The sequence below is a fragment of the Asanoa siamensis genome (genome assembly GCF_016862555.1).
GTDB classification, from domain to species: Bacteria; Actinomycetota; Actinomycetes; order Mycobacteriales; family Micromonosporaceae; genus Asanoa; species Asanoa siamensis.
Genome location: NZ_BONE01000116.1, coordinates 1 through 20,521 on the forward strand (window position 1 = coordinate 1; position 20,521 = coordinate 20,521).

A 20,521-nucleotide genomic window follows, 5' to 3' on the forward strand; every position below is an offset into this window, starting at 1 on the left:
TCGCTGGCACTGCAGGCCGCGGGGGCGTTGGGCGCGGTCGCCTTCGGCGCCTTGGCCGCCGCACACGGCCCGGCCCTCTCCTTCGCCGGCGCCGGCCTGGCCCTCGTCGCGGCGGCGGCGGTCGTCGCTCGGATCCGGACAAGCAACCCGAGCGACCCGACGACCGACCCGGTGCCGACCCGCGACCCGGCGCCGGCGGTGTAGCGGCCGGCGCCCGCGGGTAGTAACCGGCCGCATGACGGTCTTCGGTTGGCACGCCTCCCACGAGCAGGTCCACCCACGCGCTCTTCTCGACGACGTGATCCGCGCCGAGCAGGCGGGGTTCGGCGCCGCGATGTCGTCCGACCACTTCTCGCCGTGGAGCGCGCGCCAGGGCCAGTCCGGGTTCGCCTGGTCCTGGCTCGGCGCCGCGCTGCAGGCCACCGATCTCTCGTTCGGGGTGGTGAACGCGCCCGGGCAGCGCTACCACCCCGCGATCGTCGCGCAGGCGATCGGCACGCTGGCCGCCATGTACCCGGGGCGGTTCTGGGCCGCCCTCGGCACCGGCGAGGCCAGCAACGAGCACATCACCGGCGGCGGGTGGCCGCGCAAGGACCTGCGGGCCGCCCGGCTGCGGGAGTGCGTCGACGTGATCCGGGCGCTGCTCGCCGGTGAGGAGGTCAGCCACGACGGGCTCGTCACGGTCGACCGGGCCCGGCTGTGGACGCGGCCCGACGAGCCGCCGGCGCTGGTGGGCGCGGCCGTCAGCGTCGAGACCGCCGCCTGGTGTGCGGAGTGGGCCGACGGGCTGATCACCGTCAACGCGCCGCACGAGCACCTGCGGAAGATGATCGCGGCCTACCGGGACGCCGGCGGGCGCGGGCCGGTCTGCCTGCAGGCGCACCTGAGCTGGGCGGCCACCGACGCGGAGGCGGAGGCCATCGCGTACGAGCAGTGGCGGTCCAACGTGTTCCCGCCCCCCGTCTGCTGGGACCTGGAGCTCACCGACCACTTCGACGCGGTCTCCGCCGAGGTGCCGGCGTCCCGCGTGGCCGCGACCGTCGACATCTCGGCCGACCTGGGCTGGCACGCGGCGCGCCTGCGCTCGTACGCCGATCTCGGTTTCGACCGCGTCTATCTCCACCACGTCGGCCAGGAGCAGGCGGCGTTCGTCGACGCGTTCGGCGCGAAGGTGCTGCCGCAGCTCGCCTGATCCGATTGGGCGGACCCGCGCACGCCCAATAACATTCGGCGCATGCACGAGCTGACCGAGATCGTCATCCTGCTGGCGGTCGCCGTCTTCGGCGCGGCGCTGGCCCGGAAGATCGGCATCCTCTCGCCGATCGTACTGATGATCATCGGTCTCGGCCTGTCGTTCGTGCCGGGTTTCCCGGAGTTCCACCTGGAGCCCGAGTTCGTGCTCATCGGCGTCCTGCCGCCGCTGCTCTACGTGGCGGCGCTGCAGACCTCGGTGCCGGCGTTCCGGTTCAACCTGCGACCGATCCTGCTGCTCGGCATCGGCCTGGTGGTCTTCACGGCGCTGGGTGTCGGCTTCGTGGTGCACGCGATCCTGCCGCAGGCCCCGTTCGCCGTCTGCGTGGCGCTCGGCGCGGTGGTCGCCCCGCCGGACGCGGTGTCGGCGACCGCGATCGCCCGCCGGATCGGCCTGCCCAGACGGATCGTCACGATCCTCGAGGGCGAGAGCCTGATCAACGACGCCACCGCGCTGGTGCTGCTCCGGGTGGCCACCGCGGCGGCGGTCGGCGGCGCCGTCGGCTTCGGCGAGGTGGCCGAGCAGGTCGTCATCTCCGCGGGCGGCGGCATCGCGATCGGCGTCGGCGGCGCGATCATCTTCGGCTTCCTGCACAAGAGGATCAAGGACCCGCTGCTCGACAACGCGCTCTCCCTGCTGACCCCGTTCGCCCTGGTGATCCCCTCGGAGGAGATCGGCGCCTCGGCCGTCGTAGCCGTCGTCGTCGCCGGCCTCCTCCTCGGCCACCGGATGCCGACCCTGATGTCGGCGGGCTCCCGCCTGCAGATGGACGCGTTCTGGCGGCTGGTCCGCTTCCTCCTCGAAGGCCTCGTCTTCCTGCTGGTAGGCCTCCAGTTGCGCGCGGTCGTCGACGACATCACCACGCCGTGGGGCACGGTCATCGGCGCGACGTTCGCGGTGATCGGCACGCTGATCGTCACCCGCTACATCTGGGTCATCCCGGGCGGTTTCCTGCCGAGACTCTCGGCCCGCGTCCGCCGCCGCGAAACCACGTTCAGCTGGCGCCACCCGGTGATCATCGGCTGGGCGGGCATGCGCGGCGTGGTCACCCTCGCAGCGGCACTCGCCCTGCCGAGCGTCGGCACGGGCGAGGGCGAGGCCCTCTATCCGCGCGACACCTTCATCTTCATCGCGTTCACGGTGATCGTCTTCACACTGCTGGTCTTCGGCATCACCCTCCCGATGTTCTCCCGCGCGGTCAGCCTCACCCCGGACGACCCGACCAAGGACCTGCTGGCGGAGGCATCGGTGCAGCAGGCGGCGGCGAGGGCGGCCAAGGAGCGGTTGGAGGCTCGCCTGGAAGGGGCGCCGGAGTCGGTGGTGAAACGCCTGCGCCAGCAGGTGGTGGACCGCACGAACACGGCCTGGGAGCGCCTGGGCGGAGACGGGCGGGAGACCCCGTCGGCGGCGTACGGTCGACTCCGGCAGGAGATGATCGACGCCGAACGCGAGGTGTTCCGGACGGCCCGGGACGAGGGCCGCATCCCGGAAGAGGTGCTCAACCGCGCCTACCGCGACCTGGACCTCGAGGAATCCCTGCTGCTGCGCCGCGAAGAAGACTGATGGGGGAAAAATGACCTGCGATCACATCACCCTGGCGGACTCGCCGACCCCACAGACAACGGAGGGCTGCCAGGACTGCCTGGCCGCCGGCTCCCACGACTGGGTCCACCTCCGCCTCTGCGAATCCTGCGGCCACGTGGGCTGCTGCGACTCGTCCCCGATGCGCCACGCCACGGCGCACTTCAAGGAAACCAGCCACCCGGTCATCAAGTCCTTCCAGCCGGGCGAGAACTGGAAGTGGTGCTACGTCGACGAGACCCTGGGCTGAGGATCAAGATCTGAGGTCTCTTTGCTCGGGTCCGCGCTGGTCCGGACCGTTCCTCCCGCGAGACACCGCTCCGCTTCGCTCCGCTGCCAGGCCCGCGGCTCACGATCCCGCATACGCAGCGCCAGCGGCGGGCGGTTCGCGTGTGCCGGGTCGGTGGGTGGCGCTTCCCGGGTGCGCCGCGTCGGCGGCGGGTGGTTTGGCGTGTGCCGGTTCGCGGGTCGTGCTCCCCGGGTGTCGTCATCGGCGGCGGACAGTTCGCGCGTGTCAGGCCTACGAGTGGGGCACCCGGCGTGCGGCGTCCGGCTGCGGGCCTCTGCGTGCCCGGTCCGCGTGTCCCGCTCTCCGGGCGTGCCGCGTCGGCGGCGGATGTCTTCGTGCGGCCGTACATGCGGAAGCATGTACCTACATGCTTTCGCATGTGTGCTCGTGGGGGCACGGCGCGGCGGCGACCAGCGTCGAGCGTGGCCTGAGCGGTAGCCGGCGTTTGCCGTTGCCGAGGTCAACCACCCACAAAGCCGGCCCCACGGGGTGGGTCCCGTTGTCGGGCGTAGCCCGACAACCAGGATCCGCGGGCGGTGACAAGGTCGGTCGCCGCACCTAGCGATCCACCTTGTCGCCGCCCGCGGATCCTGGTGCTCTAGGCGAAGACCGACAACGGGACCCACCCCTCCCCGGGTCCCCGCAGCTCGGGCGGGGTCCGGGGAGGCGCCCCGGAAACCCGCCGCAGAACGAACGGCAATCCACCACGACCCCGGCCCGAGCCGCCGGAAGGTATCAGAAGGGCATCCGTTCACGGGCAAAGATGGGTGCCCCGAGGGGCCTGCTTCATGGGTGGTCGACGCAGAATCAGCGGCCAGGTCGTGGGTCCCGGTGGGATCACACGACCTGGCCGCAGGTGGGTTGCTCAATCTGCTTCGCCCGGGTCCGTCGGGAGCGTGGGTAGGTTGTCGAACCATGGGTCGTACCAGGTTGGTGGTGCTGTCGGCGCCGGTGGCGTCGTCGGGAGCGGCGGCCAGCTAGGTGTGGGCGGGGCCGGCGTCCAGGGCGCCTCGCCGTATGTCTGCGGGCGGGCGTAGTACAGGTTCATGTCCTCGGCCACGAACGCGATGTCGTGGCTGCCGCGGACGAAGGTTCCGCCCTCCACCGACGCGCCCCCCGGCGCCTCGAAGCGGGCCGTGCCCGTTGCCTTGCGGCTCACCGCGTCCGTCATGAACGCGTCGCCCGTCCTGGTCGGATCGGTCGTGAAGACCCACAGGCGTTCGTGGTCCTGGACCATCAGGCGCGTCCGGTCGTCCGAGATGCTGGCCGACGAGATGTTGTCGACGTCCCGGCCGAAGCGGCCGATCCGCGTCACCCGCGCCTCGCCCGACGTGCCCGACGGCAGGTCCACGCGGTAGACCGGCGTGCCGCTGGTCTTCGCGAACACGTAGAAGTGCCCGTCGAGCCAGAGCAGTGCCTCCGAGTTGTAGGTCCGGCAGCCCGGCTTCGAGTTGTCCGGGAAACGCAGCGTGTACGACGCGACCACCTCGAGCGGGCCCGTGCCGCTCGGGTCCGGTTCCGCCACCCGGAGCAGGCGCTGCTGGTCCTTGCAGTTGTTGGCACCTAGCTGGCCGATCCAGAGCGCCCCGGCCGAGTCCGTCGTCAGCGCTTCCCAGTCCTGATTCTTCGCGCCCGTCACCGCGTACGACGGGAACAGCTCGTTGCCCCGCACCGGCTCCGGCATGCCCCCCGCCGACAGCCGCATCCCCCACAGGGCGTCGCGCGGCTTGCCGGGCTTGCTCGAGCCGCCGTCGCGGAGCCAGTAGTACATGCCCGGGTACGTCCGGCTGGCGATCAGGCCCGACGCCTCCGAGGCCGGCAACTTCACTCCCAGCGGGGGCATCCGGCCCGGCACGATGGGGGCCTCCTCCGGGACAGCCGCCTTCGCCGGGTCGGCCGCGGCCGTGGCGTCCGAGCCGGTGCTGAGGCTGATGCCGTACCAGCCCACCAGTGCGGCTGTCGCCAGGGCCACGACGCTCCACAGTGATCGTCTGCGCACCTGCGCCTCCCGCAAGATGAGTTGGCCTCTGTTATTCGTAACATAAAGGACAGTTCGGACTGTACGGGTTTGATCGCGATGAATATGGGGAAGGAGGGGCGCCACCCTGCCCCCGGGAGGCTCTCGATGACGCAAACCGCCGCTGATCGTTTCCGCAGCCGACACGTACACGAGGTCAAGGTCCGTGACCTGCCCGACGCACCCCGCTCGCACTGGCGGATCATCGGGCCCGGAGTGATCGCCGCCGGTGTCGGGCTGGCATCCGGTGAGTTCATCCTCTTCCCGTACATCGCCTCGCAGGTCGGTCTGGTCTTCCTCTGGGCCGCGGTCGTGGGCCTGATCACCCAGTTCTTCCTGAACATGGAGATCGAGCGCTACACGCTGGCCACCGGCGAGACGGCGCTGACCGGCTTCTCCCGTACCTGGCGGCACTGGGGCCTGGTCTTCGCGCTTTTGACCTACTTCGCCAACCTCTGGCCCGGCTGGGCGACCAGTTCGGCCACGATGCTGACCTACATCTTCGGCGGCGAGCCCCGCTGGATCGCGATCGCCATGCTGCTCGTGATCGGCGTGACGCTGACCCTCGCGCCGGTGATCTACACCGTGCTGGAGCGGGTCGAGTTCCTCAAGGTCGGCCTCGTCGTGCTGTTCATCGTGGTCGCGGTGATCTTCGCGGTCACCACCGACGCGTGGTCGGCGTTCGGCCACGACGTCGTACGCCCGGACTTCCCGACCGAGCTCGGCTTCGCGCTGATGCTCTCCGCGCTCGTCTTCGCGGGTGCCGGCGGCGGCCAGAACCTCGTCCAGAGCAACTGGATCAGGGACAAGGGCTTCGGGATGGGCGCGTACGTGCCGCGGCTGGTCAGCCCGATCACCGGCAAGGAGGAGGCGGCGCCCGACTCGGCCGGCTTCGTGTTCGAGGACACCGAGGCCAACCTGTCGCGCTGGAAGCAGTGGTGGAAGCTGGCCAACAAGGAGCAGCTCTACACGTTCGTGCTGATCACCTTCGTGACGATCACGCTGATGTCGCTGCTGGCGTACTCGACCGTGTTCGGCGTGCCGGGCCTCGCCAACAGCGTCAGCTTCCTGCAGGTCGAGGGCGAGCGGCTCAAGGAGCTGGTCGGCGAGTGGTTCGGCGTCCTGTTCTGGGCGATCGGCGCGATCTCGCTGTTCGCGGCCGCGATGGGCATCGTCGACTACACGAGCCGGCTGGCGGCCGACGTGCTCAAGGTCGGTTACCTGCGCCGGGTGTCGGAGAGCCGGATCTACTTCGCGCTGGTCTGGGGCCTGGTGCTGATCGGCATCGTGGTGCTGCTCGGCGGCTTCGACCAGCCACTGGTCCTGCTGGTGATCTCCGCCTGCGTCGGCGGCCTGATGATGTTCCTCTACTCGGGCCTACTGCTGCTGATCAACAAGAAGTTCCTCCCGGAACGCGTACGCCCGCGGGGCATCCGCGTCATCGCCCTGATCTGGGGCGTACTCCTGTTCGGCGTCTTCTCGGTCCTGACGATCAAGGAACAGGGCGCGAAGCTGCTCGACTGGCTGGGGGTAATGCCCTACGGGGGACGCGGGGGAGTTTCCCGATGTCACTAGGGGCGGCGGACTTGGAAGTGTTCGGGCATGACCTTCCCGATCCGGTTCGCCGCCCTGGCGGCTCCCTTGCTGATGCTCTTCTACGGGATCGCGCGGTACGTCGACGGGCTCGACGGTGACCGTGGCAACGGGGTCGCATGGGACGTCGGACACACCGCGTTCTTCGTCGCGTTCGTGTTGTTCGCCGTGCTCGCCGTCCACCTGCACCGGGTCGTGCCCGTGCGGGCCCGCTGGCAGCGCCACCTGCGGGACGGTGCCCTGGTCGCCGCTCTGGTCGGTGCCGCGGCGTTCCTGTGGGTGACGTTCACCGACCTGTTCCCGGCCGTGCCGACCGGGCTCCCCGACGCCGCCATGATCGGGCTGCCGGTGCTCTTCCAGGTCGGCATGCTGACGCTGCTCGGTCAGCTCGTCGCCGCGCGCCGGCTGCCGGTCTGGAGTCCGCTCGTCATGGTCTTCGGGTTCGTGCTGATCGCCGTCAATCTCGATCTGCTGCCGTTCGGCTCGGTCGTCATCCTGTGTGGACTGGCGCCGCTCGCTACGGGCTCACTCCGACCAGTTGGTCCTTGACGTGCGCGCAGAACGCGGCGTAGTCCTGCTCGTTCTGGTCCGCGTAGTTCTCCGCGTACTGCGTAATCGCCTTCTCGAAGCGGTCCGAGCCGCCCAGGTAGGCGCCGATCGCGACCGGGTCGCCCGACCGGGCGTGGGCCCGGGCCAGCGTCCAGCCGCACATCCGGGCGTAGAGGGCGAGGCCCTCCGGGCGCATCTGCTCGATCGGCGCCGAGAACTTCCAGTCGCGGAGCTGGCGCACGTAGAAGTCGCGGGTGGCGCCGTCCGGGGCGTTGACCCTGGTCCAGCCGAGGAAGATGTCGCTGAGCGCCTGCATCAGGTGCTGCCCGGCGACCACCCGCTCGCCCTGGTTGCGGAACCGGCTGGCGCCCACGTACGGCGCGAGCACCGACTTCTGCGCCTCCTTCGCCTGCAGGAACAGCGGCTCGCCGTCGCCGGTCTCGAGCAGCACGATCCAGGCGCGGGTGCCGACGCTGCCCACGCCGACGACCTTGCGGGCGACCTGGACGAGCTGGAACTGGCGCAGCAGGTGCCGGCGGTCGGTCGGGAGGCTGCGCTGGTACGAGTCGACGACCCCGCCGATCAGCGTGTAGATCATCTCGGCTTCCAGGCCGCTGAACACGTCCTCGATCGGCAGGATGGTCGGCGGCTCGCTGATGATCCGCCGGCGGCCGTCGACGACCGTTGTCAGCTTCGACAGCGCCTGCATGCTGTCCTTGCCGCGCGCCTTCGCCATCGCCGCCGTGGCCTGGCCGTACGCCTTGGGGCGGAGCTGGTCGCGGAACCTGGCGATCGTGTCGTTGATGTCCAGGTGCGCGTACCAGACCGCGAGCCGGCCCTGCTCGCCGAAGGTCCGGACGTTCATCCGGTACGCCTCGACGGCGGACCGCACGATCTCCTTGCGCTGCTTGCGCTTGAACCCGTTGTCGCGCGCGGCGACGACGAGGCTGGCCGCCAGCCGCTTGATGTCCCACTCGAACGGGCCCGGCAGCGTCTCGTCGAAGTCGTTGCAGTCGAACACCAGCCGCCGCTCGGGCGAGGCGAACGCCCCGAAGTTGGACAGGTGCGCGTCACCGCAGAGCTGCACGGTGAGGTCCGAGCGGGGCGTGCGGGCCAGGTCCGCCGCCATCGGCAGCGCGGCACCGCGGAAGTAGGAGAACGGCGAGACCGCCATCCGCGCGTGCCGCACCGGCACGAGCTCCGGTACGCGGGACTCGGCCTGGCCCATCAGCAGCCCGATCGGGTCGCGGTCGCCGTCGACGCCGGTCGCCTCGTGCGCCTCCAGGGGCACCTCGGCGCGGACGGCGCGACCCCGCGCGGCGCGTTCGGCCCGGCCGGCGTGGCCGTTGCCCGCGGCGTTCACGGCGCCTGGATCCACGGGTGGTGCAGGTCGTAGTAGGCGGTCTTGCCCACCATGATCTGCTGGAGCTCGGCCAGCTGCTCGTGCAGCTCGGGCGGCGGCTTCTTCCTCTCGCCGGCCCGGGCCTCGGCCTCGTTGGTGAAGTAGACGGCCACGGTGAAGTCGCCGTCCCCGTAGGCGCAGGCGGTCGTGCCGAGGATGTCGGGGCGGAACGTCGCCCACTCCGGCTGGTCCTGGAGCATCAGCTCCATCGCGCGGTCGTGGTCGGTGCCGTGGCCCTGCATGATCTGCACGAACTGCGCGTCGAGGGGCTCGCCCGGGTTGTCGGTGACGGCGTTGTCGGCGTTGTGGAACTGGACCGGGCCGTCGAACAGCTGCGACGTCCGCTGCCACCACGCGTCCTGGTCGGGCCGTTCGCTGTTGTGCTGGGCCGACGCCGCGTCGGTGAAGCAGGCCAGGCCGATGAAGTCGCCGCTGTCGGTGACGCCGCCGGTCGAGCTCAGCCACCCTTCGGCACCGGGGGAGAGGAACTTGACCCAGTCGTCGATGGCGGCCTTCAACTGGCCGGCGTCGCGTACGTGACCCTGGATGATCTGCACGAACATGACGGGCCTCCCAACCAAGACGCGCTCTCTTCCAACCTACGTCGGCCCAGGGTGCAATACGGCGAATCGCCCGTATGAGAGGAATGTCCCTAATAGTATGGCGGCGGTGACGTCCGCGCCCGCCCGCTCCGGTCTCGTCCTGACCGCCCTGATCCTCGTGGCGGCCGTCGCCAACCTCAATCTCTCGGTCGCCAACGTGGCGCTGCCGGACATCGGCCGGGCGTTCGACTCGTCGCAGACCCGGCTCGACCTCGTCGCGATCGGCTACTCGCTCGGCCTGGCCGCCTCCGTCCTCTATCTCGGCGCGCTCGGCGACCGGCACGGCCGCAAGATGATGTTGACGATCGGCGTCGCGCTGGCCATCCCGATCAGCATCCTGGCCGCCTGGTCGCCGTCGGACATCGTGCTGATCGCGGCGCGCATCCTCGGCGGGGTCTCGGCCGGCATGGCCTACCCGACCACGCTCGCCCTGATCACCGCGCTCTGGTCGGGCCCGGGACGGACCAAGGCGATCGCGCTCTGGTCCGGCGTCGGCGGTGCGATCGCCGCGCTCGGCCCGACCATCGCCGGGGCCGTGCTCGAGGCCTTCTGGTGGGGCTCGGTCTTCCTGGTCACCCTGCCGCTGGCCGTGGTCGCGCTGGTGCTCGCCGTGCTGCTGGTCCCGGCGCACGTCAACGAGGGCGGCGGCCGGGTCGACAACCTCGGCGGGCTGCTGTCCATCCTGCTCGTCGGCGCGCTGGTGCTGGCCATCAACGACGCCGCCGTGCCCGGTGCCGGCCGGCGGGCGATCGTCCTCGGCGTGATCGCGGTGGTCGCGGCGGCGCTGTTCGTGCTCCGCCAGCGGCGGGCCGCCAGCCCGCTCTACGACCTGCGGATCGCCGGCCGCCGTACCTTCTGGGTGGCCGCCTGTGCCGGCATCATCGTGTTCGGCTCGCTGATGGGCGCGATGTTCGTGGGCCAGCAGTTCCTGCAGAACGTGCTCGGCTACTCGACGCTGAAGGCGGGCCTGTCGATCCTGCCCGCGGCGGCGCTGATGGTGCTGGTCGCGCCGCGCTCGGCAGCGCTGGTGCGCCGGCGTGGCTCGCGGCTGACCCTGCTGCTCGGGTACGTCTTCTGCCTGCTCGGCTTCCTGGCGATGCTGCTGCTGTGGAAGGAGGACATCGCGTTCTGGCGGGTCGCGCTCGCGTACGGGCTGATCGGCATCGGGGTCGGCCTGGCCGGCACCCCCGCGTCGCACTCGCTGACCAGTTCGGTGCCGGTGCGCCGGGCCGGCATGGCGTCCGGCACCGCCGACCTGCAGCGGGACCTCGGCGGAGCGGTGCTGCAGTCGGTGTTCGGCGCGCTGCTGACCGCCGGCTACTCGACCGCGTTCGCGAAGGAACTCGCGGGCGCCCCGGCCGCGGACCAGAAGGCGATCGACGCGACGCAGACGGAGCTCGAGAACTCGTTCGCCAGCGCGGTCGACACCGCCCAGCGCTATCCGCAGTACGCCGAGCAGATCATCGCCGGGGCCCGGCAGGCGTTCCTGGACGGCGACCGGTGGACCTACCTCGCCGGCATCCTGGCGATCGCGTTCGGGCTGCTGCTGGTCTTCTTCGCGTTCCCGAAGAAGCAGCGGGAGATCGAACTGCTGCGGTCGTACGAGTCAGCCGACCGCTAGCGGCGTCGGCGCGGGGTCGCCGGCCCGGCGCGGCCGGCGGGCCAACAGGGCCGCGGTCAGCAGGCCGACCAGCCAGAACGGTGCGTACAGCACGACCCGCTGGCCGAAGCCGTCCCCCTCGCCCAGCTGCCGGCCGAGGGGCGTGATCGTGCCCACGAGCACCGGCAGCGTCGACACCAGGACGAGCAGCCCGCAGAGCGCGCCCGCCGCGGACGTGCGGGCGAGGGCCGCGCCGAGGGCGAACGCGACGACCGCCACGCCGGTGGCCGCGTAGCCGCTCTCCGCTCTCGCTAGGACCACGGTCAGCAGCGCCACCAGCGCGGCGGCGCCGACGCCGACGGCGTCCCACGGCACCGTGGGGCGGAGGCGGGTGAGCAGCACGCCGGCCACGGCCGTCGCGACGCCGAGCAGCGGGACCCAGGGGAAGCCCCAGACGAGGCCGAGGTTGCGACCGCTGGCGGTGAACAGGACACCCGCGGCCCCGGCCATCGTCAGCGCGAACCGGGCCGCCTCCGCGCCGGCGACACCGGCGCTCCAGCGGATCAGCGCGCCGGCCATGGCGACCCAGAGGGCGATGGTGAGCAGCAGGACCAGCACGACCACGATCGCCGGGGAGTTGTCGGCGGCCCGGCCGACGTACTCCATGTGGAACGCGGCCGACAGCACGGCGCCGGCCAGCGCGACGAGGCCGAACCGCCCGACGGCGGGCGTGCCGGGCTCCGGCGCGGGGCGCGGTGCGAGCAGCGCCGCCAGCATCGCCAGGAGCACCGCCGCCACGTCGGCCCACCCGAGGTCATAGCGCGGATCGGGGAACGCGGGCAGCAGCATCGGCCCGATCGGGACGCCGACGACGATGCCCGCTGCCAGCGCGGCGACGGGCCAGGGATCGCCCTCCCGCGGGGCGGCGGGCAGCACCGCCACCAGCGCCGCGCCGATCGCGACGCCGGCGGCCAGCGCGGCCACCGGGCGGATCAGGGGCTGCAGTTCACCGAAGGCCGAGTCCGGGTCGAGCGGTGCGAAGGCGGTGAGCAGGCCGGTGACGAGCAGGCCGGCGGCGACGAGCGGCCAGCCCCGGGCGGGCCCGGTGACGCGGGCGCCCACCGCGGCGCCCACGAGGAGCACCGCGACGGCGCCCGTGGCGGAGAGGATCCGCACGAATCCCTTGACGTCGGCCTCGACGGGGAATCCCTCGAGTCCGTAGAACAGCACCTCGCCCACCGGGCCGAGCAGGACGGTGCCGACCACGAGAGCGGCCAGCGTCACGACGGCACGGCGGACCAGGGTCACGTCACGGCCTCCAGGTCGGCGACGATCACGGTGATGTTGTCGGGGCCGCCGGCGCGCTTGGCGAGGTCGACCAGCCGGTCCGCGCACGCCTCCCGGTCGGGGTGGGTCGCCAGCACGTCGGCGATCGTGTCCTCGCGCACCACATTGGACAGCCCGTCGCTGCACAGCAGCCAGCGGTCGCCGGCCAGCGGCGTCATCGTGGTGAGGGCGGGCGACACCGGGTCGCCCTGCAGCGCCTGGGTGACGACCGCGCGGCGCGGGTGCACGTGCGCCTCGTCGGGGGTGATCACGCCCTCGTCGACGAGCATCTGGACGAACGTGTCGTCCTTGGTCATCTGCTGGGTGTGGCCGTCACGGCGCAGGTAGGCGCGCGAGTCACCGACGTGGGCGAGCAGCACCGCCGTGTTGCCGGGGCTGAACAGCAGCGCGGTCAGGGTCGTACCCATGCCGTCGCGGGTCGGGTCCTCCGCCACGGCGTTGCGGATCCGGACGCCGGCGGCCTCGATCGCCTGGCGCATCGCGTCGACGAGGCCGGACTCCGAATGGTCGCCGTCGGCCCGGGCGACCGCGTCGATAGTGATCGCGCTCGCGAGGTCGCCGGCGGCCATCCCGCCCATCCCGTCGGCGACCGCGAGGAGGTGGACGCCCGCGTAGACCGCGTCCTGGTTCGCCCGCCGGACCAGACCTCGGTCGGTACGGGCGACGGAGCGGAGCAGAAGCGTCATGGCAGGCAGGATGCCAGGATGCGGGCCGGTTGTCTCTAGTAGATCACCTTCTCGGCCATCCGGATCACACCGACCGGCCATCCGGAGGTGTCGCGAAGAGTCCATGATCGGCTAGTGCGGCCGGTGCGGCGCCGGGAGAATGGCGCGATGGCATTCGATGGAGGGCGTCTGGCGCCGGGCGCGGTGCGCGACTGGTGCGGCACGATGCCGGTGCACCGCCGGCTGCTGGACAGCGACCCCGGCTACGCCCGGGCGCGCGAGGAGATCGAGACCTTCACCTACGACGCCGCCCGCGAGGACCCGCCGCCGCTCGGCCTGGTGACCATCCCCACGGTCGTCCACGTGGTCTGGTCGCGGCCCGAGCAGAACGTCGGCGACGAGCAGGTGGCGTCGCAGATCGAGATCCTCAACCGCGACTTCCGCAGGCGCAACGACGACGTCGCGATCCTCCCGCCGGTCTGGGCGCCGGTCGCGGCCGACGCCGACATCGAGTTCGCGCTCGTCGACGTGACCCGCACCCGCACCGAGGTGGCGGCCTTCGACACCGACGACGGGGTCAAGTCCGCGCGCGCCGGTGGGGCCGACCCGGTCTCCCCGGACACGCACCTCAACCTCTGGGTCTGCCAACTCGGCGGCGGCCTGCTCGGCTACGCCCAGTTCCCCGGCGGGCCGCTGGAGACCGACGGTGTGGTGGTGACCTTCACGGCCTTCGGCTCGTCGGGCACGGCGACGGCGCCGTTCGACCTCGGCCGCACGTCGACCCACGAGGTCGGCCACTGGCTCAACCTGCGGCACATCTGGGGCGACGACGGCGACGGCTGCGGCGGTGACGACTTCGTCGCCGACACGCCCAACCAGGGCGGCCCCAACTACGGCAAGCCGACCTATCCGAAGGTGTCGTGCGCCAACGGCCCGCACGGCGACATGTTCGTCAACTACATGGACTACAGCGACGACGCCGCCATGGTGATGTTCACCCGTGGCCAGGCCTTGCGGATGGCGGCGGCATTGCGCGGGCCACGCTCGGCCCTGCTCGCGGCGGCGGCCACGTCGTGACCCCGCCGCCCGCGGCGCTGTTCCGGCGGTGGGTGCACGTGCGGGAGGAGGACGCCGAGGGCGTACGCGTCTACCGGCCCGCCGACCGCCCGCTGCCGCCCGCCCGCGGCCGCGACGGCATCGAGTTCCGCCCGGACGGCACGTTCGCCGACCTGCGCCCGGGCCCGACCGACGCGCCGGTGGCGTCGGTGGGCCGGTGGACGGCGCCGGCCCGGGACAGGCTGGCGCTGGCCTACCCGCCGGGCGCCCGCTCGGCGGGGGCACCCACGGGCTACGAGATCGTCGAGCTGACCCCGGACCTGCTGCGGCTGCGGGCCGTCTAGACGGCCGGCGGCGTCAGGGCCGCCAGCACGGTGGTGGAGATGTAGCGGGCCGCGTCCCTGGCGTCGAGCCGGCCCGCGTTGATCTCGTCGGCGGCGCCGTGCATGACGTGCTGCATCGTGCTGATCAGCCAGGACGTGGGCAGGTCCGTGCGGAAGACGCCCTCGGCCCGGCCGCGCTCGAGCAGGCGCCGCATCCGGTCGGCGGGCCCTTCGTGCAGCGCCTGGATCCGACCCGGCGGCAGGGTGTGCTGGGCCGCGAGCAGCAGTGAGCGGAAGCGGTTGACCAGCTCCCAGCTCGCGTCGACCAGTCGGGTCAGGGCCGCGCGCGGGTCGCCGTCGAGGTCGACCGCCCCGAGCAGGGCGTCGCCGTCCTCGATGGCCCGGGCGAAGGCCGCGTCGACCAGGTCGGCCCGGCTCGGGAAGTGGCCGTAGAGCGTCACGCGGCCGACGCCGGCCGCCTTGGCGATGTCGGCGACGCTGGCGTCCGGGTCGCGGCTCAGGCAGTCGACCGCGGCGGTCGCGATGGCGTTGATGTTGCGCTGGGCGTCGGCTCGGACCACGGGATTTCCTCTTTGTTGAACACCGCTGTACGAGTTACTGTAGCCGAAATAACTCGAACACTGGTGTTCAGCTTTGGGGGAGTCATGTCATTCGAAGGCCCGGATCCACGGCGTTGGCGCGCCTTGGCTCTGCTGGGCACGGCCCAGCTCATGCTGATCCTCGACGTGACCGTGGTGGCGATCGCGTTGCCGCACATGGGCGCCGACCTGGGGTTGAGCCGCGCTTCGCTGACCTGGGTGGTGAGCGCGTACACGCTGGTGTTCGGCGGTCTGATGCTGCTGGGCGGCCGGGCCGCGGACCTGTTCGGCGCCCGGCGGCTGGTGCTGGCGGGGCTGCTGGTGTTCACGGCGGCGTCGCTGGTGACGGGCCTGGCGGGCTCGGCATCGGTGCTGATCGGTGGCCGGGTGGCCCAGGGCGTCGGCGCGGCGCTGCTCTCTCCGGCGGCGCTGTCGATGGTGACGAAGCTGTTCCAGGGCGCGGAGCTGCACCGGGCGTTGGGTGTCTGGTCGGGCCTCGGCGGCGGGGGTGCGGCGCTCGGGGTGCTGCTCGGCGGGGCGCTGACGGCCGGGCCGGGGTGGCCGTGGGTGTTCTACGTCAACGTGCCGATCGGGTTGCTGGTCGTGGCGGCGCTGGTGTGGGCGTTGCCCGCGGACCCGCCGGTGCGGGGTGGCGCTCGCCTCGACGTGCCGGGCGCGCTGCTGGTCACCGCGGGCACGGGCGCCTTGATCTACGCGCTGATCAACGCGGGCGACGCGGGCTGGGGCGCGCCGCGGACAGTGGTGGCGCTCGCGGCGGCGGCGCTGCTGTACGGGGCTTTCGTGCTGCTGCAGCGCCGCTCGCGGCAGCCGCTGATGAACCCGGGGATCGTCGCCCGCCGCCCGGTCGCGGCCGGCCTGTTCATGATCCTTGTCGCCACCGCACTGATGATCGCGGTGTTCTTCCTGGGCTCTTTCTATCTGCAACACCTGCGCGGCTACGGGGCGCTGCGGACCGGGTTGCTGTTCCTGCCGGTGGCGGTGGCGACGATCGCCGGTGCGCACCTGGCCGGGTCGCTGGTCGGGCGGCGGGGCACGCGGGCGGTCGCGGTCGCCGGCCTCGCCGTCGCGGGGCTGGGCGCCGCCGCACCGGCCGTCTGGGCGGGCCCGGCCGCGCTGATCGCCGGCATCACCGTCGCGGCGGCGGGCGTCGGCGCCGTCTTCGTGGCCGCCTCGACGAGCGCGCTGTCGCAGGTCCGGCCGGACGAGGCGGGCGTGACGTCGGGGATCCTGAGCACCTTCCACGAGTTCGGCGCGTCGCTCGGCGTGGCGGTGGTCTCCAGCATCGCCGCGGCCAGCATCGCCGGCACGACCGACACGGGCTTCACGAACGCGTTCACCTTCGCCGCCGTGACGGCCGTGGTCGCCGGCGGCCTGGCGGCCGTGGTGGTCCCCCCGCACCGGCCCGCGCCGGTCCCCACCGACGAGCCGCAGCCGGTCCTCCCGCGATCGGAGACAGCGTGAACCACCACGTCCGCCGGGCCGGGCCCGCCGACGCGCCCGTCGTCACCGCGATGGTCCACGAACTGGCCGCGCACCAGGACCAGACCCGTCACGTCGCCGTCACGACCGATCGGTGGCGCGCCCTGCTCGGCCGCTGCGACATCGTGGTCCTGCTCGCCGAGCACGGCGGCGAGCCGGTCGGCTACGTGTCGGCGCTGCGCCGGCCGCACCTGTGGAGCGGCACGGACATCCTCGCCCTCGACGACCTGTGGGTGCGCCCGCCGGCCCGGGACGCGGGCGTCGGGCGGGCGCTGATGGTGGCGCTGGCGCGGCACGCGGCGCCGGAAGGGCACACGATCACGTGGAGCGTCCAGCCGGACAACATCGGCGCCCAACGGTTCTACGCCCGCCTCGGCGCCACGCTCCGCCCGAATATCGTCTCGTCGTGGCATCCGGACGCGTACGCGCCGGCGTTGGAGTGATCAGCCGTGGGTGGCGTGCGGGCCGTGGTCAGTGACCTGCGCGTCGAACCAGGCGTGCAACGCGGCACGCAGGCCCTCGTCGCCGGTCGCGTAGACGATCCGCCCGCCGGCCGGAACGTCGGTATAGGACAGTGTGATCCGACCCGCGTGGCCACGCAGGTCAGCCAGGCCCGGCATGGCGTCGCCGTGGATGCGGGCCGGGTCGGCGAAGTCGCCCCGGCGGAACCGGTCGGCCTCGGCCCGCAGGTGCTCCCGGACGAGGTCGACCTGCGTGCCGTCGGCCGGATCGTCGGCGACGACGGTCTGGGTGCCGCCACGGTCGTCCTTGCGGAACTCGTGCGTGGTTCGGTCCAGCAACCTTTCGGCGGCGTGACGGCCGAGTGGGGTCCGTCAGGGCTGGTCGAAGCGGCAGCAGGCGACCACGGCCGCCGACTCCGGGGGCAGGTCGATGCTCGTGTTCGTGAGGCTGACGCCCGGGCCCGTCGTGAACAGCACCGAGCGCGCGACGCCGTGCAGGCCGACGCGGGCCGGAGCAAGGCCGATGTTCGCCGCCACCACGAGCGCGCCGCGGCGCATCGTGATGACCTCCGCGCCGCGGCGGATCGGGCGGGTCGGTTCCGGGCGCGTCGCGGTCAGGTCCGGGTGGGCCCGGCGGAGCGAGGTCAGGGCGCGCAGCGTCGCCGGCGGCACCTCGTCCGACGCCGACAGCAGCGGCGTCAGCGGCGCGGTCAGCAGCAGCGTCGCCGCCACGTCGCGCAGGCCCGTCAGCGTCGCCACCGCGCCCGGTGGCGGCGGGGCCAGCGGCAGCGCCGGGTCCGGCGCCGGGTCCGGGTCGCCGCCGCGCCACAGCCAGGCGCTGACCGCGTCCAGCGTGCCGAGCACGCCGCCGTCGGCCGGCACCAGGAAGCGGCCCGACTCCGCCAGCGTCAGCGGGCGGCCGAGGTGGTCGGAGAGGTCGCCGACCGCCGCCGCGAACTCGCCCAGCGGCACCGGGGCCGGCGGGCCGTCGAGGCGGACCCCGTCGAGGGCGAAGCCCGCGAGCCACTGCACCACGTGGTCGACCACCGCCGGGCCGAGGATGCGGTCGCTGTGTAGGCGCAGGGTCACCCCGAGGCCGCGGGACCGGGCCGCGGTCACGAAGCGGCGCAGTGTCTCCTCGTCGGCGGGCGGCTCGATCTCGACGACGTCGACGCCGAGGTCGGCCAGCGCGGGCACGGTGGACAGGTCGTCCGTCGCCCAGACGACCCCGGCCACCTCACACTTCCCGGTCGAGGACGAGCAGGCTGCGCTCCGCGACGGTGGTACGGGCGGCCGCCGCGACCGTGGGCGCCGGCTCGACGGGCTCCAGGTGGGCCGTGTCGAAGACGACCTGCCACTTCTCGCCGTACTCGGCCGGCGGCAGCGTGAACCGCAGCGGCTCGTGGTGGCCGTTGAAGCACAGCAGGAACGAGTCGTCGACCTGGCGCTGCCCGTACCGGCCGCGCTCCTTGATGCCCTCGCCGTTGACGAACAGCGTCAGCGCGTTGACGCCGGTGTCCCAGTCGGAGATCGGCGTGCCGTCGGGGTCGAACCAGGCCATGTCGGCGACCGGCGTGGTGACGTCGCGGCCGGCGACCGGCGCGCCCGTGAAGAAGCGGCGGCGGCGGAAGATCCGGTGCCGGGCCCGGAACGCGGCGAGTTTGCGTACGAACGCCAGCAGTTGCTCGTCGACCTCGGCCCAGTCGACCCAGCTCAACTCGTTGTCCTGGCAGTAGCCGTTGTTGTTGCCCCGCTGCGTGCGGCCCATCTCGTCGCCGTGCCCGAGCATCGGCACGCCCTGTGACAGGAACAGCGTGGCCAGGAAGTTGCGGCGCTGCCGGGCGCGCAGCGCGAGCACGCCGCTGTCGGACGTCGGGCCCTCGACGCCGCAGTTCCACGACCGGTTGTCGGTGGATCCGTCGTTGTCGTTCTCACCGTTGGCCGCGTTGTGCTTCGCGTTGTAGGACACCAGGTCGTTCAGCGTGAACCCGTCGTGGCAGGTCACGAAGTTGATGCTCGCCACCGGCCGGCGCCCGTCGTCCTGGTAGAGGTCGGCCGAGCCGGAGATCCGGGTGGCGAACTCCGCCAGCGTCGCCGGCTCACCGCGCCAGAAGTCCCGCACCGTGTCCCGGAACTTGCCGTTCCACTCGGTCCACAGCGGCGGGAAGTTGCCGACCTGGTAGCCGCCCGGCCCCACGTCCCACGGCTCGGCGATCAGCTTGACCTGGTTGACCACCGGGTCCTGCTGCACCACCTCGAAGAACGTGGACAGCCGGTCGACCTCGTAGAACTCCCGCGCCAGCGTCGCCGCCAGGTCGAACCGGAACCCGTCGACGTGCATCTCCTGGACCCAGTAGCGCAGCGAGTCCATGATCAGCTGCAGCGAGATCGGGCTCCGGACGTTGAGCGAGTTCCCGGTGCCGGTGTAGTCCACGTAGTACCGCGGGTCCTCGTCGGACAGCCGGTAGTAGCCGGGGTTGTCCAGCCCCTTGAAGCCCAGCGTCGGCCCGAGGTGGTTGCCCTCGCCGGTGTGGTTGTAGACCACGTCGAGGATGACCTCGATGCCCGCCGCGTGCAGCGCCCGCACCATGCCCCGGAACTCCTGCACCTGCTGCCCGTGGCGGCCCATCGCGGAGTAGCCGTGGTAGGGCGCGAAGTACCCGATCGTGTTGTAGCCCCAGTAGTTCCGCAGGCCCCGATCGGTGAGGTGCTGGTCGTGCACGAACTGCTGCACGGGCATCAGTTCGACCGCGGTCACGCCGAGCCGGGAGAGGTGCTCGATCGACGCCGGATGGGCGAGCCCCGCGTACGTGCCGCGCAGCTCCTCCGGAACGCCGGGGTGCCGGGCGGTCAGCCCCTTGACGTGCGCCTCGTAGATCACGGTGTCGTGGTAGGGCGTCCGCGGCGCGCGGTCGTTGCCCCAGTCGAACCACGGGTTCACCACGACGGCCTTCGGCAGGTACGGCGCCGAGTCGGTGGTCGACATCGTGTCGGGGTCGCTCAGGTCGTGCCCGTACACCGCCGGGTGCCAGTGCACGTCACCGTCGATCGCCTTCGCGTACGGGTCGAGCAGCAGCTTGTGCGGGTTGCAGCGCAGGCCGCGGGCCGGGTCCCAGGGCCCGTAGACCCGGAACCCGTACCGCTGGCCCGGCTGCACACCGGTGAGGAACACGTGCCAGACGTACGCGTCCACCTCGGTGAGGTCGATCCGCTGCTCGTCGCCCGCGGCGTCGAACAGGCACAGCTCGACCGCCTCGGCGACCGCGGAGTACACCGCGAAGTTCGTGCCGACACCGTCGTACGTAGCGCCGAGCGGGTAGCGCCGGCCGGGCCATACCAGCATTCCCGCAGACTAGCGGCTTTTAGTCCGAATTGAACCAGAATCAGACGGCGTCACCGAGGTGGCCGCGCAGCTTCGTCAGGGCGCGGGCCAGCAGCCGGGAGACGTGCATCTGCGAGACGCCGATCTGGTCGGCGATCTGCGACTGGGTCAGGTTGCCGTAGAACCGCAGTGTCAGGATCTTCTGCTCCCGCTCGTCGAGCGTCGCCAGTGCCGGCCCCAACGCGACCCGCAGCTCGGCCAGCTCGAACGAGGTGTCCTCGGACCCGAGCAGGTCACCGAGCTCGGTGCCGCGCTCGCCGTCACCGGTCGGCGTCGACAGCGACACCGCGTTGTAGGCGCGGG

The 20,521-nt window shown here is 72.1% G+C and carries 20 protein-coding genes and 1 pseudogene; 11 read left to right on the top strand and 10 right to left on the bottom strand.

Going from position 1 to position 20,521, the window contains the following annotated elements; translation table 11 throughout:
* The 4 genes and pseudogenes from Asi02nite_RS37945 to Asi02nite_RS37960 all read left to right on the top strand — a co-directional run.
* Window positions 1-204, top strand: a pseudogene (locus Asi02nite_RS37945) (hypothetical protein); the annotation flags it as partial.
* Between the two features lie 31 nt (window positions 205-235).
* Window positions 236-1,192: a TIGR03885 family FMN-dependent LLM class oxidoreductase gene (locus tag Asi02nite_RS37950; RefSeq protein ID WP_203718888.1), complete on the top strand. Its 957-nt coding sequence runs from the start codon at window positions 236-238 to the stop codon at window positions 1,190-1,192.
* 42 nt (window positions 1,193-1,234) lie between these two features.
* The gene (locus Asi02nite_RS37955; RefSeq protein ID WP_203718889.1) at window positions 1,235-2,815 is read left to right on the top strand and encodes a Na+/H+ antiporter; all 1,581 of its coding nucleotides are present in this window, start codon (window positions 1,235-1,237) and stop codon (window positions 2,813-2,815) included.
* A gap of 10 nt (window positions 2,816-2,825) precedes the next feature.
* A complete protein-coding gene (locus tag Asi02nite_RS37960; protein ID WP_203718890.1) occupies window positions 2,826-3,083 on the top strand; it encodes a UBP-type zinc finger domain-containing protein in 258 nt (85 codons plus the stop codon).
* A gap of 904 nt (window positions 3,084-3,987) precedes the next feature.
* Here the strand turns inward: Asi02nite_RS37960 and Asi02nite_RS37965 are convergent.
* Window positions 3,988-5,121 (bottom strand): hypothetical protein, encoded by a 1,134-nt coding sequence (locus tag Asi02nite_RS37965; RefSeq protein WP_203718891.1) that lies wholly within the window; start codon window positions 5,119-5,121, stop codon window positions 3,988-3,990.
* Window positions 5,122-5,247: 126 nt separating this feature from the next.
* Here Asi02nite_RS37965 and Asi02nite_RS37970 point away from each other — a divergent pair, with 126 nt between their 5' ends.
* Complete coding sequence (locus Asi02nite_RS37970; RefSeq protein WP_203718892.1) at window positions 5,248-6,714, top strand: Nramp family divalent metal transporter; 1,467 nt, start codon at window positions 5,248-5,250, stop codon at window positions 6,712-6,714.
* Between the two features lie 27 nt (window positions 6,715-6,741).
* Complete coding sequence (locus tag Asi02nite_RS37975) at window positions 6,742-7,281, top strand: hypothetical protein (protein WP_203718893.1); 540 nt, start codon at window positions 6,742-6,744, stop codon at window positions 7,279-7,281.
* On the opposite strand, the gene Asi02nite_RS37980 is transcribed toward Asi02nite_RS37975, so the two are convergent.
* Entirely contained in the window at window positions 7,250-8,644 is a 1,395-nt protein-coding gene (locus Asi02nite_RS37980) for a DUF2252 domain-containing protein (RefSeq protein WP_239127597.1), read from the bottom strand. The genes Asi02nite_RS37975 and Asi02nite_RS37980 overlap by 32 nt on opposite strands.
* A complete protein-coding gene (locus Asi02nite_RS37985) occupies window positions 8,641-9,246 on the bottom strand; it encodes a hypothetical protein (protein WP_203718894.1) in 606 nt (201 codons plus the stop codon). Before Asi02nite_RS37985 ends, Asi02nite_RS37980 begins: the two co-directional genes overlap by 4 nt.
* A 106-nt stretch (window positions 9,247-9,352) precedes the next feature.
* On the opposite strand from Asi02nite_RS37985, the gene Asi02nite_RS37990 reads away from it, so the two are divergent.
* Window positions 9,353-10,906: an MFS transporter gene (locus Asi02nite_RS37990; protein ID WP_239127599.1), complete on the top strand. Its 1,554-nt coding sequence runs from the start codon at window positions 9,353-9,355 to the stop codon at window positions 10,904-10,906.
* On the opposite strand, the gene Asi02nite_RS37995 is transcribed toward Asi02nite_RS37990, so the two are convergent.
* Both Asi02nite_RS37995 and Asi02nite_RS38000 read right to left on the bottom strand, forming a co-directional pair.
* Window positions 10,892-12,193, bottom strand: a complete 1,302-nt coding sequence (locus Asi02nite_RS37995; protein WP_203718896.1) for a hypothetical protein — start codon at window positions 12,191-12,193, stop codon at window positions 10,892-10,894. The two genes, Asi02nite_RS37990 and Asi02nite_RS37995, sit on opposite strands and share 15 nt — an antisense overlap.
* Window positions 12,190-12,918: a PP2C family protein-serine/threonine phosphatase gene (locus Asi02nite_RS38000; RefSeq protein ID WP_203718897.1), complete on the bottom strand. Its 729-nt coding sequence runs from the start codon at window positions 12,916-12,918 to the stop codon at window positions 12,190-12,192. The genes Asi02nite_RS37995 and Asi02nite_RS38000 overlap by 4 nt, the downstream gene beginning before the upstream one ends.
* A 147-nt stretch (window positions 12,919-13,065) precedes the next feature.
* Between Asi02nite_RS38000 and Asi02nite_RS38005 the strand changes: the two genes are divergently transcribed.
* Window positions 13,066-13,974 carry a zinc metalloprotease gene (locus Asi02nite_RS38005; RefSeq protein ID WP_203718898.1) on the top strand — a complete coding sequence of 303 codons (909 nt, stop codon included), beginning with the start codon at window positions 13,066-13,068 and terminating at the stop codon, window positions 13,972-13,974.
* The gene (locus Asi02nite_RS38010; protein WP_203718899.1) at window positions 13,971-14,297 is read left to right on the top strand and encodes a hypothetical protein; all 327 of its coding nucleotides are present in this window, start codon (window positions 13,971-13,973) and stop codon (window positions 14,295-14,297) included. The genes Asi02nite_RS38005 and Asi02nite_RS38010 overlap by 4 nt, the downstream gene beginning before the upstream one ends.
* Here the strand turns inward: Asi02nite_RS38010 and Asi02nite_RS38015 are convergent.
* On the bottom strand, window positions 14,294-14,857 hold the full coding sequence (locus Asi02nite_RS38015; protein ID WP_203718900.1) for a TetR/AcrR family transcriptional regulator: 564 nt from the start codon (window positions 14,855-14,857) through the stop codon (window positions 14,294-14,296). The genes Asi02nite_RS38010 and Asi02nite_RS38015 overlap by 4 nt on opposite strands.
* An 84-nt stretch (window positions 14,858-14,941) precedes the next feature.
* Here Asi02nite_RS38015 and Asi02nite_RS38020 point away from each other — a divergent pair, with 84 nt between their 5' ends.
* A complete protein-coding gene (locus tag Asi02nite_RS38020) occupies window positions 14,942-16,357 on the top strand; it encodes an MFS transporter (protein ID WP_203718901.1) in 1,416 nt (471 codons plus the stop codon).
* Window positions 16,354-16,818 (top strand): GNAT family N-acetyltransferase, encoded by a 465-nt coding sequence (locus tag Asi02nite_RS38025; protein WP_203718902.1) that lies wholly within the window; start codon window positions 16,354-16,356, stop codon window positions 16,816-16,818. Before Asi02nite_RS38020 ends, Asi02nite_RS38025 begins: the two co-directional genes overlap by 4 nt.
* On the opposite strand, the gene Asi02nite_RS38030 is transcribed toward Asi02nite_RS38025, so the two are convergent.
* From Asi02nite_RS38030 to Asi02nite_RS38045, 4 genes are all read right to left on the bottom strand, one after another.
* Complete coding sequence (locus Asi02nite_RS38030) at window positions 16,819-17,175, bottom strand: hypothetical protein (RefSeq protein ID WP_203718903.1); 357 nt, start codon at window positions 17,173-17,175, stop codon at window positions 16,819-16,821.
* A 33-nt stretch (window positions 17,176-17,208) separates the two neighbouring features.
* Complete coding sequence (locus Asi02nite_RS38035; protein WP_203718904.1) at window positions 17,209-18,072, bottom strand: DUF3459 domain-containing protein; 864 nt, start codon at window positions 18,070-18,072, stop codon at window positions 17,209-17,211.
* A gap of 1 nt (window position 18,073) precedes the next feature.
* Complete coding sequence (glgX, locus tag Asi02nite_RS38040; RefSeq protein WP_203718905.1) at window positions 18,074-20,179, bottom strand: glycogen debranching protein GlgX; 2,106 nt, start codon at window positions 20,177-20,179, stop codon at window positions 18,074-18,076.
* 40 nt (window positions 20,180-20,219) lie between these two features.
* Window positions 20,220-20,521: sigma-70 family RNA polymerase sigma factor (locus tag Asi02nite_RS38045; RefSeq protein ID WP_203718906.1), on the bottom strand; the 302-nt coding region annotated here is incomplete at its 5' end.

Bases quoted from the DNA above. Each gene is read 5' to 3' on its own strand.
- Asi02nite_RS37950 (WP_203718888.1), top strand. From the start codon at position 236: ATGACGGTCTTCGGTTGGCACGCCTCCCACGAGCAGGTCCACCCACGC.
- Asi02nite_RS37955 (WP_203718889.1), top strand. From the start codon at position 1,235: ATGCACGAGCTGACCGAGATCGTCATCCTGCTGGCGGTCGCCGTCTTC.
- Asi02nite_RS37960 (WP_203718890.1), top strand. From the start codon at position 2,826: ATGACCTGCGATCACATCACCCTGGCGGACTCGCCGACCCCACAGACA.
- Asi02nite_RS37970 (WP_203718892.1), top strand. From the start codon at position 5,248: ATGACGCAAACCGCCGCTGATCGTTTCCGCAGCCGACACGTACACGAG.
- Asi02nite_RS37975 (WP_203718893.1), top strand. From the start codon at position 6,742: ATGACCTTCCCGATCCGGTTCGCCGCCCTGGCGGCTCCCTTGCTGATG.
- Asi02nite_RS37985 (WP_203718894.1), bottom strand. From the start codon at position 9,246: ATGTTCGTGCAGATCATCCAGGGTCACGTACGCGACGCCGGCCAGTTG.
- Asi02nite_RS38000 (WP_203718897.1), bottom strand. From the start codon at position 12,918: ATGACGCTTCTGCTCCGCTCCGTCGCCCGTACCGACCGAGGTCTGGTC.
- Asi02nite_RS38005 (WP_203718898.1), top strand. From the start codon at position 13,066: ATGGCATTCGATGGAGGGCGTCTGGCGCCGGGCGCGGTGCGCGACTGG.
- Asi02nite_RS38020 (WP_203718901.1), top strand. From the start codon at position 14,942: ATGTCATTCGAAGGCCCGGATCCACGGCGTTGGCGCGCCTTGGCTCTG.
- glgX (WP_203718905.1), bottom strand. From the start codon at position 20,179: ATGCTGGTATGGCCCGGCCGGCGCTACCCGCTCGGCGCTACGTACGAC.